Source organism: Mycobacterium sp. 1165178.9, assembly GCF_001673555.1.
GTDB lineage: Bacteria > Actinomycetota > Actinomycetes > Mycobacteriales > Mycobacteriaceae > Mycobacterium.
Genome location: NZ_LZMB01000295.1, coordinates 1 through 12713, shown reverse-complemented (window position 1 = coordinate 12713; position 12713 = coordinate 1). Strand labels below are relative to the sequence as shown.

Annotated in this window: 10 protein-coding genes and 1 tRNA gene; 6 read left to right on the top strand and 5 right to left on the bottom strand. The window is 65.7% G+C overall.

Annotation, left to right across the window (positions count from 1 at the left end):
• Position 1 precedes the first annotated feature (1 nt).
• The 3 genes from A5652_RS12790 to A5652_RS12780 form a co-directional block, all read right to left on the bottom strand.
• Entirely contained in the window at positions 2–757 is a 756-nt protein-coding gene (locus A5652_RS12790) for a dienelactone hydrolase family protein (protein WP_067351406.1), read from the bottom strand.
• Positions 758–872: 115 nt separating this feature from the next.
• Complete coding sequence (locus A5652_RS12785) at positions 873–1679, bottom strand: hypothetical protein (RefSeq protein WP_067351403.1); 807 nt, start codon at positions 1677–1679, stop codon at positions 873–875.
• Between the two features lie 122 nt (positions 1680–1801).
• Entirely contained in the window at positions 1802–3040 is a 1239-nt protein-coding gene (locus A5652_RS12780) for a methyltransferase (protein WP_067351400.1), read from the bottom strand.
• 614 nt (positions 3041–3654) lie between these two features.
• On the opposite strand from A5652_RS12780, the gene A5652_RS12775 reads away from it, so the two are divergent.
• Positions 3655–4830, top strand: a complete 1176-nt coding sequence (locus tag A5652_RS12775) for a serine/threonine-protein kinase (protein WP_067351397.1) — start codon at positions 3655–3657, stop codon at positions 4828–4830.
• 816 nt (positions 4831–5646) lie between these two features.
• Here the strand turns inward: A5652_RS12775 and A5652_RS12765 are convergent.
• Entirely contained in the window at positions 5647–8256 is a 2610-nt protein-coding gene (locus tag A5652_RS12765) for an LpqN/LpqT family lipoprotein (RefSeq protein ID WP_067351392.1), read from the bottom strand.
• A gap of 170 nt (positions 8257–8426) precedes the next feature.
• Between A5652_RS12765 and A5652_RS12760 the strand changes: the two genes are divergently transcribed.
• A complete protein-coding gene (locus A5652_RS12760) occupies positions 8427–9113 on the top strand; it encodes a maleylpyruvate isomerase N-terminal domain-containing protein (RefSeq protein WP_156745305.1) in 687 nt (228 codons plus the stop codon).
• A gap of 178 nt (positions 9114–9291) precedes the next feature.
• Here A5652_RS12760 and A5652_RS12755 read toward each other — a convergent pair.
• A tRNA-Leu gene (locus tag A5652_RS12755) sits at positions 9292–9365 on the bottom strand.
• A gap of 353 nt (positions 9366–9718) precedes the next feature.
• Here A5652_RS12755 and A5652_RS12750 point away from each other — a divergent pair.
• From A5652_RS12750 to A5652_RS12735, 4 genes are all read left to right on the top strand, one after another.
• The gene (locus A5652_RS12750; RefSeq protein WP_067351387.1) at positions 9719–10609 is read left to right on the top strand and encodes a PE domain-containing protein; all 891 of its coding nucleotides are present in this window, start codon (positions 9719–9721) and stop codon (positions 10607–10609) included.
• Positions 10610–10663: 54 nt separating this feature from the next.
• Positions 10664–11836, top strand: a complete 1173-nt coding sequence (locus tag A5652_RS12745; protein ID WP_067351382.1) for a PPE domain-containing protein — start codon at positions 10664–10666, stop codon at positions 11834–11836.
• A 157-nt stretch (positions 11837–11993) separates the two neighbouring features.
• Positions 11994–12290, top strand: a complete 297-nt coding sequence (locus A5652_RS12740; RefSeq protein ID WP_007771418.1) for a WXG100 family type VII secretion target — start codon at positions 11994–11996, stop codon at positions 12288–12290.
• Positions 12291–12341: 51 nt separating this feature from the next.
• Complete coding sequence (locus tag A5652_RS12735; RefSeq protein WP_067351379.1) at positions 12342–12626, top strand: WXG100 family type VII secretion target; 285 nt, start codon at positions 12342–12344, stop codon at positions 12624–12626.
• Positions 12627–12713: the final 87 nt, after the last annotated feature.

Below are 12713 nucleotides of genomic sequence, written 5' to 3'. Positions count from 1 at the left end.
CCTAACCTTTCAGGTACGTGGCGAAGAACTCGTCGATGCGCTGCCAGCCGTCCACCGCGGCCTCCGGCCGGTACGCCGGCCGGTCGACGGAGAAGAACGAATGACCCGCGTCCTCGTAGGAGTGGAACTCGTGCGGCTTGTTCAGCTTGTTGAGCTCGGCGTCCAGCGTGGCCACCGCGGCGGGGGCAGGGAACCGGTCGTCGAGTCCGAACAGGCCGAGCAGCGGACAGCTGAGATTGGCGGCCAGGTCGAGGATCGGCTTCATGGCCTTGGGCATGCCCTCGGGCGGGTCCTCGACGATGAACGCGCCGTAGCAGTCCACCGCGGCGTCGAAGGGCAGCGAGCAGGCCGCCAGGTAGGCGTGGCGTCCGCCCGAGCAGTGCCCGATGACACCGAACTTGCCGTTGGCGCCGGCCAACGTGCGAAGGTGCTCGACCGCGCCCGCGACGTCGCCGACCAATCGTTCGTCGGGCACCCCACCCGCGGCCCGCGCCGCGGCAGCCGCGTCATCGGGCGCGGCACCCGGCGCTTCCCGCGAGTAGAGGTTCGGCGCCACGGCGTTGTAGCCGCTGACGGCCAGCCGGCGGACGAACTCCTTGGTCTCCCGGTCGTATCCGGGCATGTGGTGGATCCACACGACGCCGCCCCGTGAGCCCTGTGCGAGCGGCACGGCTTGGTACGCCTCGATCTCGTCGCCGCCGTGGCCGGTGATAGTGATGGTTTCTGCGCGGATGGCGTCTGCGCTGGGTGCGTTCATCACGACTCCTCGTCTCCGCTCCGACGGGCACTGACGCGCCACCCGGATGCGGAGCGCCGCGGCAGCTCCGGGGCCGCTCCGCCGAGAACCAACGTAGCCCAACCGCAGTGCGGGTTCAGCGCCGCTTGTCGCGCACCTTGTAGGTCGAGGGCCACGACTTTCGCGACTCGTCTCCAGTCAGCGGAGTTCCCATCCCGCCGACTTTGACCGCGTAGGCCTCCTTGCCGGGCCCGACCTCACGGTTGGCATGTTCGGTGGCCAGGAAGTAGAGCTCATCGATGGTGGCCTCGTCGTAGGCGACGAACGAGGTTTCCCGCGCGACGTCGTCGATCCCGACCAGCAACCGGTCGGGCAGTAGTCGCGATGCCACCGCCGCGAGTCCCAGCAGTCCAAAGGGAATGATCCAGTAGCAGAGAAACGACAGCGGGGTCTTCGTGTCCAGCATCAACGCGGCGGTGGTCCCGGAGGGCCCGGCGGGGCTTGCCACGACCGACGGGATCGCCGAGGAAACCGTCATGCCGGCGAAAGTCGCGACCCACAACCAACTGAGGATCTTGACGACCCGGCCGAACAGCTCGGTTTTGACGACGTCCGGAGCTTGTTCCGCCGCGGCGAACTCGGCTACCAAGGGCTTGCCGACCAGGACCCCGATCACCGTTACCAGGAAGATCCCGGCGTTGCTCAACGGCAGGATCCATCGCTGCAGGAACGAATCGCTCAGCGCGAACGCCAGCACGGCGAGAATCAAAAGCACTGCGACGGAAGCAAAATCGAAAAATTGCCACTTCCTGCCCACCGCGCCCCCCACGCCCAGGCTGGCGGCGGCGATCGCCAGCGCGACCAGCACGGCCGCGACGAACGGAACGTTACCGACGAGTACCCAATACACGATCCACGGCGCGAGGCCGAACAGCATGCCCATGCTGCGTCAGTGTATGAGTGGCCGGTTGCGGTGCCATCGGCGGCATGGCCCAAAGTATTGGTCCGCACGCCGGCGTAGCGTGGGCGATGCTCGCGGGTCCGCCAAAAATGTTGTGAGGCAACCTATATCGAGTCCTGTACGGGCGGCGCCGTGTTCAGCGCCATCGCGAGGAAGTCGAGCCGCCACAGCGAGCGGAACAACGTCAGCCCAAATTGCTGCACGCGCTCCCCGTCCTCTGGTCTGACGTCGCCCCGCCGCGCCACGCAGTCGATGATCTGTTTGATCGTGCGACGGCCGTCGACGTGCTGAACGAAGGGCAACTGGGCCGGATTGAGCTTCAGCGTCGCGCCGGGCAGGTGAATCGTGTCGCCGGACAGCAGGCAGGCGGTGCGCAGCAGCGGGACGTACTCGAGGCAGGCCGCCGCCGAGAAGTCGATCGCGTAACCGTCTTTCGGGCGTTCGGGGCGGCAGGCGAGGAAGAAGTGGGTGGCGTTCGACGGTTGCAGCCGCTCCATCACCGACCACAGTTTGGTGTCGGGCAGCTGGTTGACGACCGACTGGAACTGGCTCGCCGGCACCACGAAGTCGTGCGGGTAATACGGCGTGTTGCGCAGCCAGCCCTGGAACGCCAGGCCGGCCGAGTCGACCAAGTCCAGGCATTCGTCGACGGTGTAGCTGCGTTGGCGGGCGTGCAAGAAGGTGTCCACGAGCGCGCCCTCGGACATCAGGTCGCGCGCAGCCTGCAGGTAAGAGCGGACCGGATGGTCGGCCGGTAGCGCCGCGATCGCCTGGACGACCAGTTGCACCGACGCGGCGTCCTGCGACAGCCCGAGATCGCGAAACGCCGATTCGAGCATGTCGACGCCGATCCGACCGTACTTCGCGTAGAGCATGACGCCCAGCACCCCATCACGGCGCAGACATCGGCCGAGCGCCGTCAACCCGGCCAGCGGGTCGGCCATGTGATGCAGGACGCCGCTGGAGACGATGAGGTCGAAGTCGCGTGAGAGCCGCGACACCTCTTCGATCGGAAGCAGGCGCAGTTCCAGGTTGTCCAGGCCGTGCTTGTCTTTCAGCTGCCGATGGTGATCCAGCGCGGACTGGCTGACGTCGATCGCGACGACTTTGGCGCCGCGGTTCATGTACGCCAGCACGGCCGCCTGGAAGGTGCCGCATCCCGCAACGAGGATGTCCAAATCCGCTTTGTATGCCCTGTCGGGCCACAACATGCGGTGGGCCCAGTAGGGGTCGAACCAATCCCAGTGGTTCGACGTCCACACCGCGAGATCGGTTACCGGGGGCGGATATTCCCACCGGTCGTATTGACGAGAGACGCCGTCGCCCCGGGGATCTTCGGTCACTTCGGCGCTTGCTCCTTCGCGATGGCAGGTCGCGCAACGGTACGACGAACTTACTGCGCTTGCCATCCGGCGGCAGGAAAGCCGTCCGCGGATGCGGCGGACGACAGTTTTCTGCGCGCGCTGAGTGACCGGGCCGGCGACGGCGTCCTAATTCCCCGTATCCCGCCGAAAAGGTAGGGGCGAGCCCCGCCCCTATCGGGCGGTCGCCTGCTGGTTGCCAGCTTCTTCTTGGGCGTAGTGGATCATCCGCTCGCTCAGGCGGACCAACGGGTCTTCGTGCCCGCCTGGCATGCTGTAGGCCAGTTGACGCAACTCAATGGCGAATCCGTACAGATCTTGATTTAGAGACGCAGCATTCATAAGGCGACTTCCCACACATGTGGAGTGTTTATTGGATCTGTAAGCGCCCGAGGGTTCTTCCCGACCAGACCGCCACCGGCACACGCTTGCGCGCTACGCATACCCCGATCCCCCGTTACCGCAAACCGCATCGCTTGGTGCGGCGGTGGCGCCCCGCTCTTGCTCTGCGCAGGGTCGGGGGTGTGGGCGTTTTGAGCCGTCGTTGTTCGGGTAAACGACGGCACGATGTGACCGGCATGGAGTTAGCAGGGCGAATGGACACCCCCGTGTTGCTCGCCGGCCGTTATGAGGTGCGCGGCAGGCTGGGTCGTGGTGGCATGGCCGAGGTTTGCGACGGCTGGGACACCCGACTGCGCCGACCGGTTGCGATCAAGCTGCTGGATCAGGCCGTGAGCGCCCAGAGTGGCATGCGGAATCGATTTGAAGCCGAGGCCCACGCGGCCGCGGCACTCAATCATCCGAATATCGTCGCGATCTACGACAGCGGCGAGCATGACGGCAGGCCGTTCATCGTGATGGAGCGCCTGCCCGGCGCGACTTTGGCTGACGAGGTGCGCCATGGCCCACTGTCGGAGGAGCGGGTCCGCGCCATGCTGGACAACGTCCTGGCCGCCCTGACCGAGGCACACCGCGCCGCCATCCTGCATCGCGACATCAAGCCCGGAAACATCCTGCTTGCCGCGGGCGGCGAAACCATGAAGGTTGCAGACTTCGGAATTGCCAAGACTCCGGAAGCCACCAAGACGCTGACCGGCCACATCCTCGGCACCATTGCCTATCTGAGCCCCGAGCGGCTCGCCGGTGCACCTGCGTGTGTCGCCGATGATCTGTATGCGGTCGGCGTCGTGGGCTATGAAGCACTCGCCGGGCATCGCCCGTTCCCACAGGAGAATATGGCGGCGCTCGCCGGTGCCATTCTGCACGGACGGCCGCCGCGGCTGGCCGGGCTGCGACCCGACGTCGATCCCAGCCTGATCATGTTGATCGAACGCGCGATGGCGCACGACCCGCGCCAGCGGTTCGTCAGCGCAGAGGAGATGCGCGCCTGGCTGCACCACCGTCGTATCGCGCCCGCAGCCATGCCGGTCGCCGCGCCGCCGCAACCACGCACCAAGTTGCTGGAAGCGCCGATTGCCGGCCGGCCCACGAACACTTTCTTCCCTGCACTGGTCTCGTCGACGACGAGCCGCAGGAGAAAGGTGCTGAGCGTCCTGGCGGTCGTGGCGGTACTGATCCTTGTGCCGCTGGCTCTCGCGCTTGATGCGTCGTCCTCGCACGCACCCGTGCCACCCGCGAACACCAGCACGCCGGCGCCAGAGCCTGTCAATAGTGCCGCGCCACCGCCATCTCCGCCCCCGCAACAGCCGCCGGGCCCCGTGTTACACGGCCCCGGCAAAGGACACGGCAAGGGAAACGGCCGGGGAGATTAGAGCGGCCAACCGGAGCAGTGCGGCGCGAGCGGTTCCGGATCCGCCCGACCTGCCGTCTATGTTGCCTGAGTCCTGGCCGCTGGCATCCTCTGTGTTTCAACGAATTTGAGTACGGCAGCCTGATTGACCTCGACGATCCGCATCGGCCCGGGCGAAGACATCACTTACCAAACGTTGTCCATACTGGTCGACAGGCCGTTGTCGCACGTCACGGTGTCGTGAAAGGTCGAGCCTGTCGCGGGTCCGCGATATTTGATCTTTGTCTCCTGCGAGCCGGCGACGGTGAAACTAACGGAGTCGTTCCAATGGATTGCTCTGGCGGTACCCGCCACCGCAACGGATCTGTACACGCAACCCACCGCACGCTCGTCTCTGTTATTGGTGATCGACACATAGGCCGCCGCCGACGAGTGGTCCTGCCGTAGCTTCAACTCCTGAGGTGGAGGAGGCGGCGGCACCGCCGCGGGCGGTGCCGTCCTGTGGGGTGTCACGACTTGGGGCGCCGCCGGTGGAGGTGCCGGCGCGAGAGGTGCCACTGAGGGTTCGGCCACTGGGGGCGCCGTCGGCTCCGGTGTCCACCAGCCGGTCGCAATGAGCGAAAATCTGGCCGACCCTGCGGCGCTCGTCCCAGTTGTGCCAAGAGGCGCGGTTCCCGTCCCCACGGCCACCGATATTCCAATAGCAGCGATTAACCCAGCGGCCGAAATGAGAATGCCAAGAGTCCGGTATAGCTGCGGGGGTCCGGCTTCATCGTGGCGGGAGTAGCTGGTGAACACCCTCATCGCGCACGCCTTCCTCGGCCCGAAGCCCCGAGTTTCAAGTGATCGTGGTCGTCTGGTCGATCACGCCGGTTACATCATTCAACGCCTCGGCGTCGGCCGGCGGACCCTCGGCTTTGAGCCGCAGCACGTAGGCTCCACCATTGCTTTGGATGACCACCGTCTTCTGGGCAACCATTCGCGTGACGCCGTTCTTGGCGTACGAGCCGGCGATTTGGTATGCGCGATGTCCACTGAGCGTGCTCTTTTGACCGTCGCCGCCCCGATAGCCTGGCAAGTTCTTGACCTCGCCAGGTGCGACGGCCAGCAGCTTGTCCGTATCGACATTGCCCGTCAACTTCACGACGATCGCGATGATCTTGGGCGGGTCCTTGGGGTCGGTCGGAGTATTGAAGACGATCCCCCCGTACGGGGCGTCGACACCTTCGGGAATCCCTGTCCAGCCCACGGGTACTGGGATGTCGATCTTCGGCGCGCCCGGTGTGCCGTGCGTGATCGTCGTCTCCTGGATGTTGTTTTTCTTGATGTAGTCGCCGATCGTCTCGTTCGGGCCCGAGGCCGGAGCGAATGCCGGAGGTGCCTTTGTGGTTGCCTTGGGCGTTGATGTCGAGGTCGACGTCGATGTCGACGACTTCGAGCCTTGAACTACGGCCAAGACCATCAGGCCGCCAATGAGGGCCACGCCGAACACCATGGAAACAGCGGCAACCAACCGGCTGCTGGTTCGCCAGCGTCTTTGAACGGCCAGGAAATCCGGCGGTGTAGCAGTTCTCGGGTCCGCTGGGGTCGTCGTCTGGGGTATTGGCCGTGCTGGCGGGGTAGCTCGTTGCGCAACTTCTGCTGTCTCGACCAGCTTCTGCTGGGCAGTCTCGAACAGCGCGGCGGCGTCACCGTAGCCCGGCTCTTCTTGCTCGATCGCAGCTAGCAGGCGCGCGGCTCGCTGCCACTGTTCTTGGTCAAGGTGGCTGAGCGCCTGCGCATACCGGTGGGCGAGTTCGGCTTCGCGCATCTTGGCCCGCGCGTCGGACACGATGCCGCCCGGGTCGCAGTCATCCGCGTCGATTCGAGCGAGCTCCCGTGCGGCGGCCACGACGGCATTCCATTGCCCCGCCTGATGCAGCGCCGTCATCTCATCCACCAGAGCTTTGCGTTGTTGGGGGGCGGTCAAATTTCCCAATGCGGTCAGCACGATGTCCCAGTCACCCTCAGCGGCCGAAGCCTCCGCCCAGCCCGACCAGGCGTCGGTGTCTCGTTGTCGGCGTGCCTCTTTCAGCCGTGTCTCGACCAGCTCGTCACCCGGATATGAGGTCCGCAGCGCCTCGAACCGTTCTACGGCTTCGCCCCAGCGTTCGGCGAAAGGTGCCGCCGGCGGAGTCGAAGGCTGCTCCTCGTGAACGTCGGTAACCATCACCTTCGCATTACGCGGTTCTGTCTCGTAGTCGGCCGAGACCATCTGGGCGACCGCGGCGCCGCCGCTAATTTGCGCATCGCGGGCTTGGTCAGTAAGCGGCGCAACGCTGGAAAGGTCGGTCGCGTCGGGTGGCTCGGGCACGCCCACGGCAGGCGGCGCGACACCGACGCGCCTGGTGGCGTGGATCGGAACTCCGGGAGGACCAGGTGCGGACGGCACGCTCATCGGCCGGGTGGCAGCTGCCATAGGTGTGGCCACGGCCGATCGCGCACCCGAACCCGTCGGCGGAAGGTTGCGGGGCTCGACGTCGGGCTGGGTCCCACGCGGAGACGCGGGCGACGGCGGGCTCACCGGCCGGGCGGCTTCGGCGAGGCCGGCGCCCCCATACGTGTGCGGTCGGCGGCTGGCTCTGCTCAACGCCTCGGCGAAGTCGAGACAGTGCGGGTATCGCTGATTGGGGTCTTTCGCCAGCGCCGCCGACAGCACGCGATCCAGCTTCGCAAGATCAGGGCGGCGCTCGGAGAGCACCGGAGCGGGCGTGGTGAGTTGCTTGCTGATCACCACAGCCGGGTTGGAGTCTCGAAATGGCATTGTGCCGGTCAAAAGGCGAAAAGCCGTGGCCGCCAAGCCGTATTGATCGCTTCGCCCATCGATCGGTTCGCCCATCAGCTGTTCGGGCGCTGCGTAGCCGACCGAGCCGACCGTCATATTCGTGCCGGTGAAACCGCTGACCTCGTCAACTTGACGGGCAATACCGAAGTCGGCCAACAATATCCGTCGGTGGGTCCCCTGCGCCTTTGCCAGCATGATGTTGGCCGGTTTCACGTCGCGGTGCAGAAGGCCGCAGTAATGGGCGACGTCTAGTGCGTCGGCGACCGCGTCGATGATTTCGAGCGCCTCGAGCAACGGCATGCCCGTCGGATAACTCTCCTTGATCAGCCGGTCGGCGTCGGTGCCATCGACGTAGTCCATCGAGATCCACAGTTGGCCGTTGAATTCGCCGCGATCATGAATGCCGACGATGTTCGAGTGCCACAAGGTCGACGCCAACTCGGCTTCGCGGTTGAACCGGTGACGGTACTCCGCGTTGGCTGTCAGGGCGGCCGGTAAGACTTTCAACGCGTCGAGGCGGGGCAGACGGGGATGCTGAACTAGGTAAACCTCGCCCATCCCACCAGCGCCGAGAAATCGCTGGATAACAAAGCCGGCGAAAACCTCACCGTCTTTCAACGGCATGCGCGAAGCCTACTGCCGACCAGCGCTTGGTGTTCTTTTTTCGCGCGACCGAGCGCGGCATGGGCTGGGCTGGTTCGCCCAGGCAGAGGAAGTACCCGCGTTGGTCTGAACAGACTTGATGCCGTTCTCGGCGCTGCACGTCGCGCATTTGATCGAGCTAGGACCACACCGTGCACCGCTTTCCACTAACACGGAGTCCTGGCAAGGCCAGCGTATGGTTCGCCACCATGAGCATTGATGTCTTTCTCGCCGCGGCGGAAAGCGTCCGGCCTCTGATCGCCGCTCGGCAAGTGGCGGCCGCCTGGGAGGAGCCGTCGGCGCTTGCTGAAATGACCGTGGGCGGCTTGACGGCCCACCTCGTTTACGCGCTCGCTTCGATCAATGCGCACCCGAACAAACCCGTTCCCGAGACGGAGCCCATCGACACGGTTACGTACTACGTCTCGGGCTCGGATACAGACGTGATCTCGGACTCGGTGCGTGAAGCCGTGAGCGCTCGCAGCCGTGAACAGGCTCAGCCCGGTCCTGCCGCTGTCCTAACGGACTTCGATGACGCGTTGAACCGCCTACGAATCTGGTTGCCAGCGCAGACACCCGATCGGCTGATGCGCGTCCCGATCGGCAGGTGCATGCGCCTCGCCGATTTCCTGGTCGTGCGACTCGTCGAGGTGCTTGTTCACGCCGACGATCTCGCGGTCAGCGTCGACTTACCTGCCCCAGCGCTCACAGACGGCAGCAGTGATGCCCTAATCGCGCTCCTCCTTGGGATGTGCCGCCGCCGTCATGGTGACCGGGCGGTGATCCGGGCGTTCACCCGCAGGGAGCGGGACGCCGTCGACGCCCTACGGGCCTTCTGATCCGCAGGCCGGACATATCCGATATGTGCCGACACCCAGAAGTACTGGTGCGACAGTCCAATGGCAGGCCGTTCCTGAGCCGTGCCGCTGTCACGCTGCTGTCAGGACACCCGAAACGGCGGCCGCTCGCACAGTTGAGCGACGGGCGAAATGTGCTCTGAGATGGCAATTCGCCCAGTGCCCCCAGTCGGACTCGAACCGACACTGGGCGGATTTTAAGTCCGCTGCCTCTGCCAATTGGGCTATGGGGGCCCGGCGGCGAATGTAGCGCGCCGGACCTGAATCCAAGACATCGCGTCCCGCTGGAAAACGCCAAAAATCTCGTGATGCGTTCGGGGTAAGCGTCGGCTAAGATCCCCGCCCGCTCGCCTAAACGGCGGTTTTCCGGCAGATGACAGATGACACCGCCATGTCATCCGGCAGGGCCGTGTTAAAACTGCCGGCTCCTTCGTTAAAAAGCCGTAAACGGGCGTCAACCTGGCCCTTTCCGCCGGGAACGTGGACGCGTGGGTCGTTAGTGTTACGCCAACGCACAGGGGCCATTACGCAAACACACAGGTCGACCAGCACTTGGGGGTCGGCTCGTTCCAGCTTTAGGAGCAACCGTGGCTTTTCTGACAACACAAACCGAAGAGATGCTCGCTGCCGAGGGCCTGCTCTCGGGCATCACCACCAATCTGGCGGCGCAGAACGCGGGCGCCGCGGCGGCAACTACCGTTGTCGCTCCCGCCGCCGCCGACCCGGTGTCGGTCCAGCAGGCGGCAATCTTCTCGGCGTACGGCACCCAGTACCAAACGATCGCCGCGGAGGCGCAGACACTGCTGCAGAATTACGCGCAAACCCTCGGCATCAGCTCCGGCAGCTACGGGGACACCGAAGCCATCAACGCCGCCCAGGCCACGCTTTCGAATGCCTCGAACCTTGCTGCCGCTGCTCCGACACCCGGCTCCAACCCCCTCGATATCCTCCAGTGGCTGCTCGGCGGTACCGGCAACTACAGCTCCGGACTCGGTGGGCCGTTCGGCCTGTCAAGCAACCTCGGCAACATCCTCAACATAGGCGGAGGTAACTGGTCGTCCGCCGGCTCCGCCCTGCTCGGATTGGCCGGTGGCGGTCTGCTCGACACCTCCGCCGCCGACGCCGCTGGTTCGGCCGCGGACGCCGCGGGTCTCGCCGACTCGACGGCGCCGATGGCGCCGATGGCCGGTGGCGGCATGGCCGGCCTGGGCGCGCCGATGGCCGCAGCGGGCCAGGCCTCCATGGTCGGCAAGCTGTCGGTGCCGCCGACCTGGGCAGGTTCGGCCACCCCGGTCGTCGGCACCAGCGCGGCGCCACTGGAGACGGTGGGCTGGACTGCCGCCGCACCGCAGGCCGGCACGGGGACGATCATCCCCGGCATGCCCGGAGTGGGTGCGGCCGCGCGCAACAGCGCCGGCTTCGGTGCGCCGCGCTACGGCGTCAAGCCGATTGTCATGCCGAAAGCGGCGACCGTCTAAGCAGCGGTTTTAAGCGAAGCAAAATACGAACGGATAGAGGGAGCGAGAATAAAAATGGTTTTTGATTTTGCCGCCATGCCGCCGGAGATAACCTCCACGCTCGTGTACACCGGTCCGGGCGCGGCGCCGCTCATGGCCGCCGCGGCGGCGTATGCCAACCTGGCCGCCGAGGTGAGCTCCACGGCCACCCAGTGGGAGTCGATCGTCTCATTGCTGACCACAGAGAGCTGGACAGGTGGTGGGTCGGCGGCGGCGGCGGCCGCGGCTCAGCCGATCATCACGTACCTGACCGAGACGGCGGCGACGCTCGAGCAGACGAGCGCACAGGCCACGGCCTCGGCCGCCGCCTTCGAGGCGGCGTACATGGGCGTGGTGAACCCGGCGCTGGTCTATGCCAATCGAGCCGCGTTCTATGCTGCGCTCGCGGGACTACCCTTCACGCTTCCGCAGGTGACCGCGTTGGAAGCCGAGTACGAAGCAATGTGGGTCCAAGACGCCACCGCGATGGCCGCGTACCAGGCCGCCTCCGCGGCGGCCGGGGTCCTGACGCCCGTCACACCGCTGACGTCGACCACCAACCCGGCGGCGGCTTCGGCGGCGGATAGCACCGCCCTCGCCGCTGACTCGACGGGCGGCACGGTGCAGGCGTTGGCCGCCAGTCCCATCACGGACGCGATCCCCAGCTTCCCCGGCTATACCACCCCGGACGTTCCGGCCACCGGCCTGAACCTCATAAAGTCGCTTGACGGGTTCCTGGGCACGCCGTCCGTCTTCAACGCCATCAACGGCGCGGTCAACACGGCTGCATGGTGGGTTACCACCGCCATCCCGACGGCCGTATCACTCGGGCACACCCTGGGCAGCGTGCCATCGATCCCCTTCGCGCTGACCGACTCTGTCACGCCGCTCGCCGGTGGAATGGTGCCGGGCACGATGGTGGGGTCGGTGACCGGCGCCGGGGCATCGGCCGCCGTGGGCGAGGCCTCGGCGGTCGGTGGCCTGTCGGTGCCGGCCAGCTGGTCTGCGGCCGCGCCGGCGACGTCGTTGGCTTCCTCCACCGCTCCCCTCGCGGGCTCGGGTTGGACGGCGGCGGCCGAGGCAGAGCCGGTCGCGGCCATGCCCGGCATGCCCGGCATGGCTGGGGCAGCAAAGGGCGCCGGCGCCTATGGGGCCGGCCCCCGGTACGGCTTCAAGCCGACCGTCATGCCCAAACAGGTCGTCGTCTGAGAGGGGACCGCTGATATGGCGAGAAGGGGGTAGATGTCACCCGTTTGAGGCGAGCAATTAACCGCGGCGCCGCAATCTATTTACAGCGCGGCCACCACGGCATTAAGTACAACTGTTAAGACTTCGGCGAACTGAACCTTCACGATAGGAGACAGCCATGGCAACACGTTTTATGACCGACCCGCACGAGATGCGGGCGATGGCGGGCCGCTTCGAGGTGCACGCCCAGACCGTTGAGGACGAGGCCCGCAAGATGTGGGCGTCATCGATGAACATCGCCGGCTCGGGCTGGAGCGGTCAGGCCCAGGCCACCTCGTACGACACCATGGGTCAGGTCAACCAGGCCTTCCGCAACATCGTCAACATGCTCCACGGAGTGCGCGATGGACTGATTCGCGACGCGAACAACTACGAGCAGCAAGAGCAGGCCTCGCAGCAAATCCTCGGCAGCTAGCGCCAAAAACCGCAGCTGCGTAACATCTCGAGACATTAGGAGAACACCGTTATGAGCATTAACTACCAGTTCGGCGATGTAGACGCCCACGGTGCCTTGATCCGCGCCCAGGCCGCGAACTTGGAGGCTGAGCACCAGGCCATCGTTCGCGATGTGCTTGCTGCCGGCGACTTCTGGGGCGGTGCGGGTTCGGTGGCATGCCAGGAGTTCATCACCCAGTTGGGTCGCAACTTCCAGGTCATCTACGAGCAGGCCAACGCGCACGGACAGAAGGTTCAGTCCGCGGGCAGCAACATGGCCAGCACCGACAGCGCCGTCGGGTCCTCCTGGGCCTAACTCGCAACTTCAGGCGCGGCAGCACACCACCCGTCGGTGTGGATCCCCGTGCAGCGGTTAACGTGGATTAGGCTTGAATTATTTTGG

Coding starts and splice junctions, on each gene's coding strand:
- A5652_RS12775 (WP_067351397.1), top strand. CDS start 3,655: ATGGACACCCCCGTGTTGCTCGCCGGCCGTTATGAGGTGCGCGGCAGG.
- A5652_RS12735 (WP_067351379.1), top strand. CDS start 12,342: ATGAGCATTAACTACCAGTTCGGCGATGTAGACGCCCACGGTGCCTTG.
- A5652_RS12740 (WP_007771418.1), top strand. CDS start 11,994: ATGGCAACACGTTTTATGACCGACCCGCACGAGATGCGGGCGATGGCG.
- A5652_RS12745 (WP_067351382.1), top strand. CDS start 10,664: ATGGTTTTTGATTTTGCCGCCATGCCGCCGGAGATAACCTCCACGCTC.
- A5652_RS12790 (WP_067351406.1), bottom strand. CDS start 757: ATGAACGCACCCAGCGCAGACGCCATCCGCGCAGAAACCATCACTATC.
- A5652_RS12765 (WP_067351392.1), bottom strand. CDS start 8,256: ATGCCGTTGAAAGACGGTGAGGTTTTCGCCGGCTTTGTTATCCAGCGA.
- A5652_RS12785 (WP_067351403.1), bottom strand. CDS start 1,679: ATGGGCATGCTGTTCGGCCTCGCGCCGTGGATCGTGTATTGGGTACTC.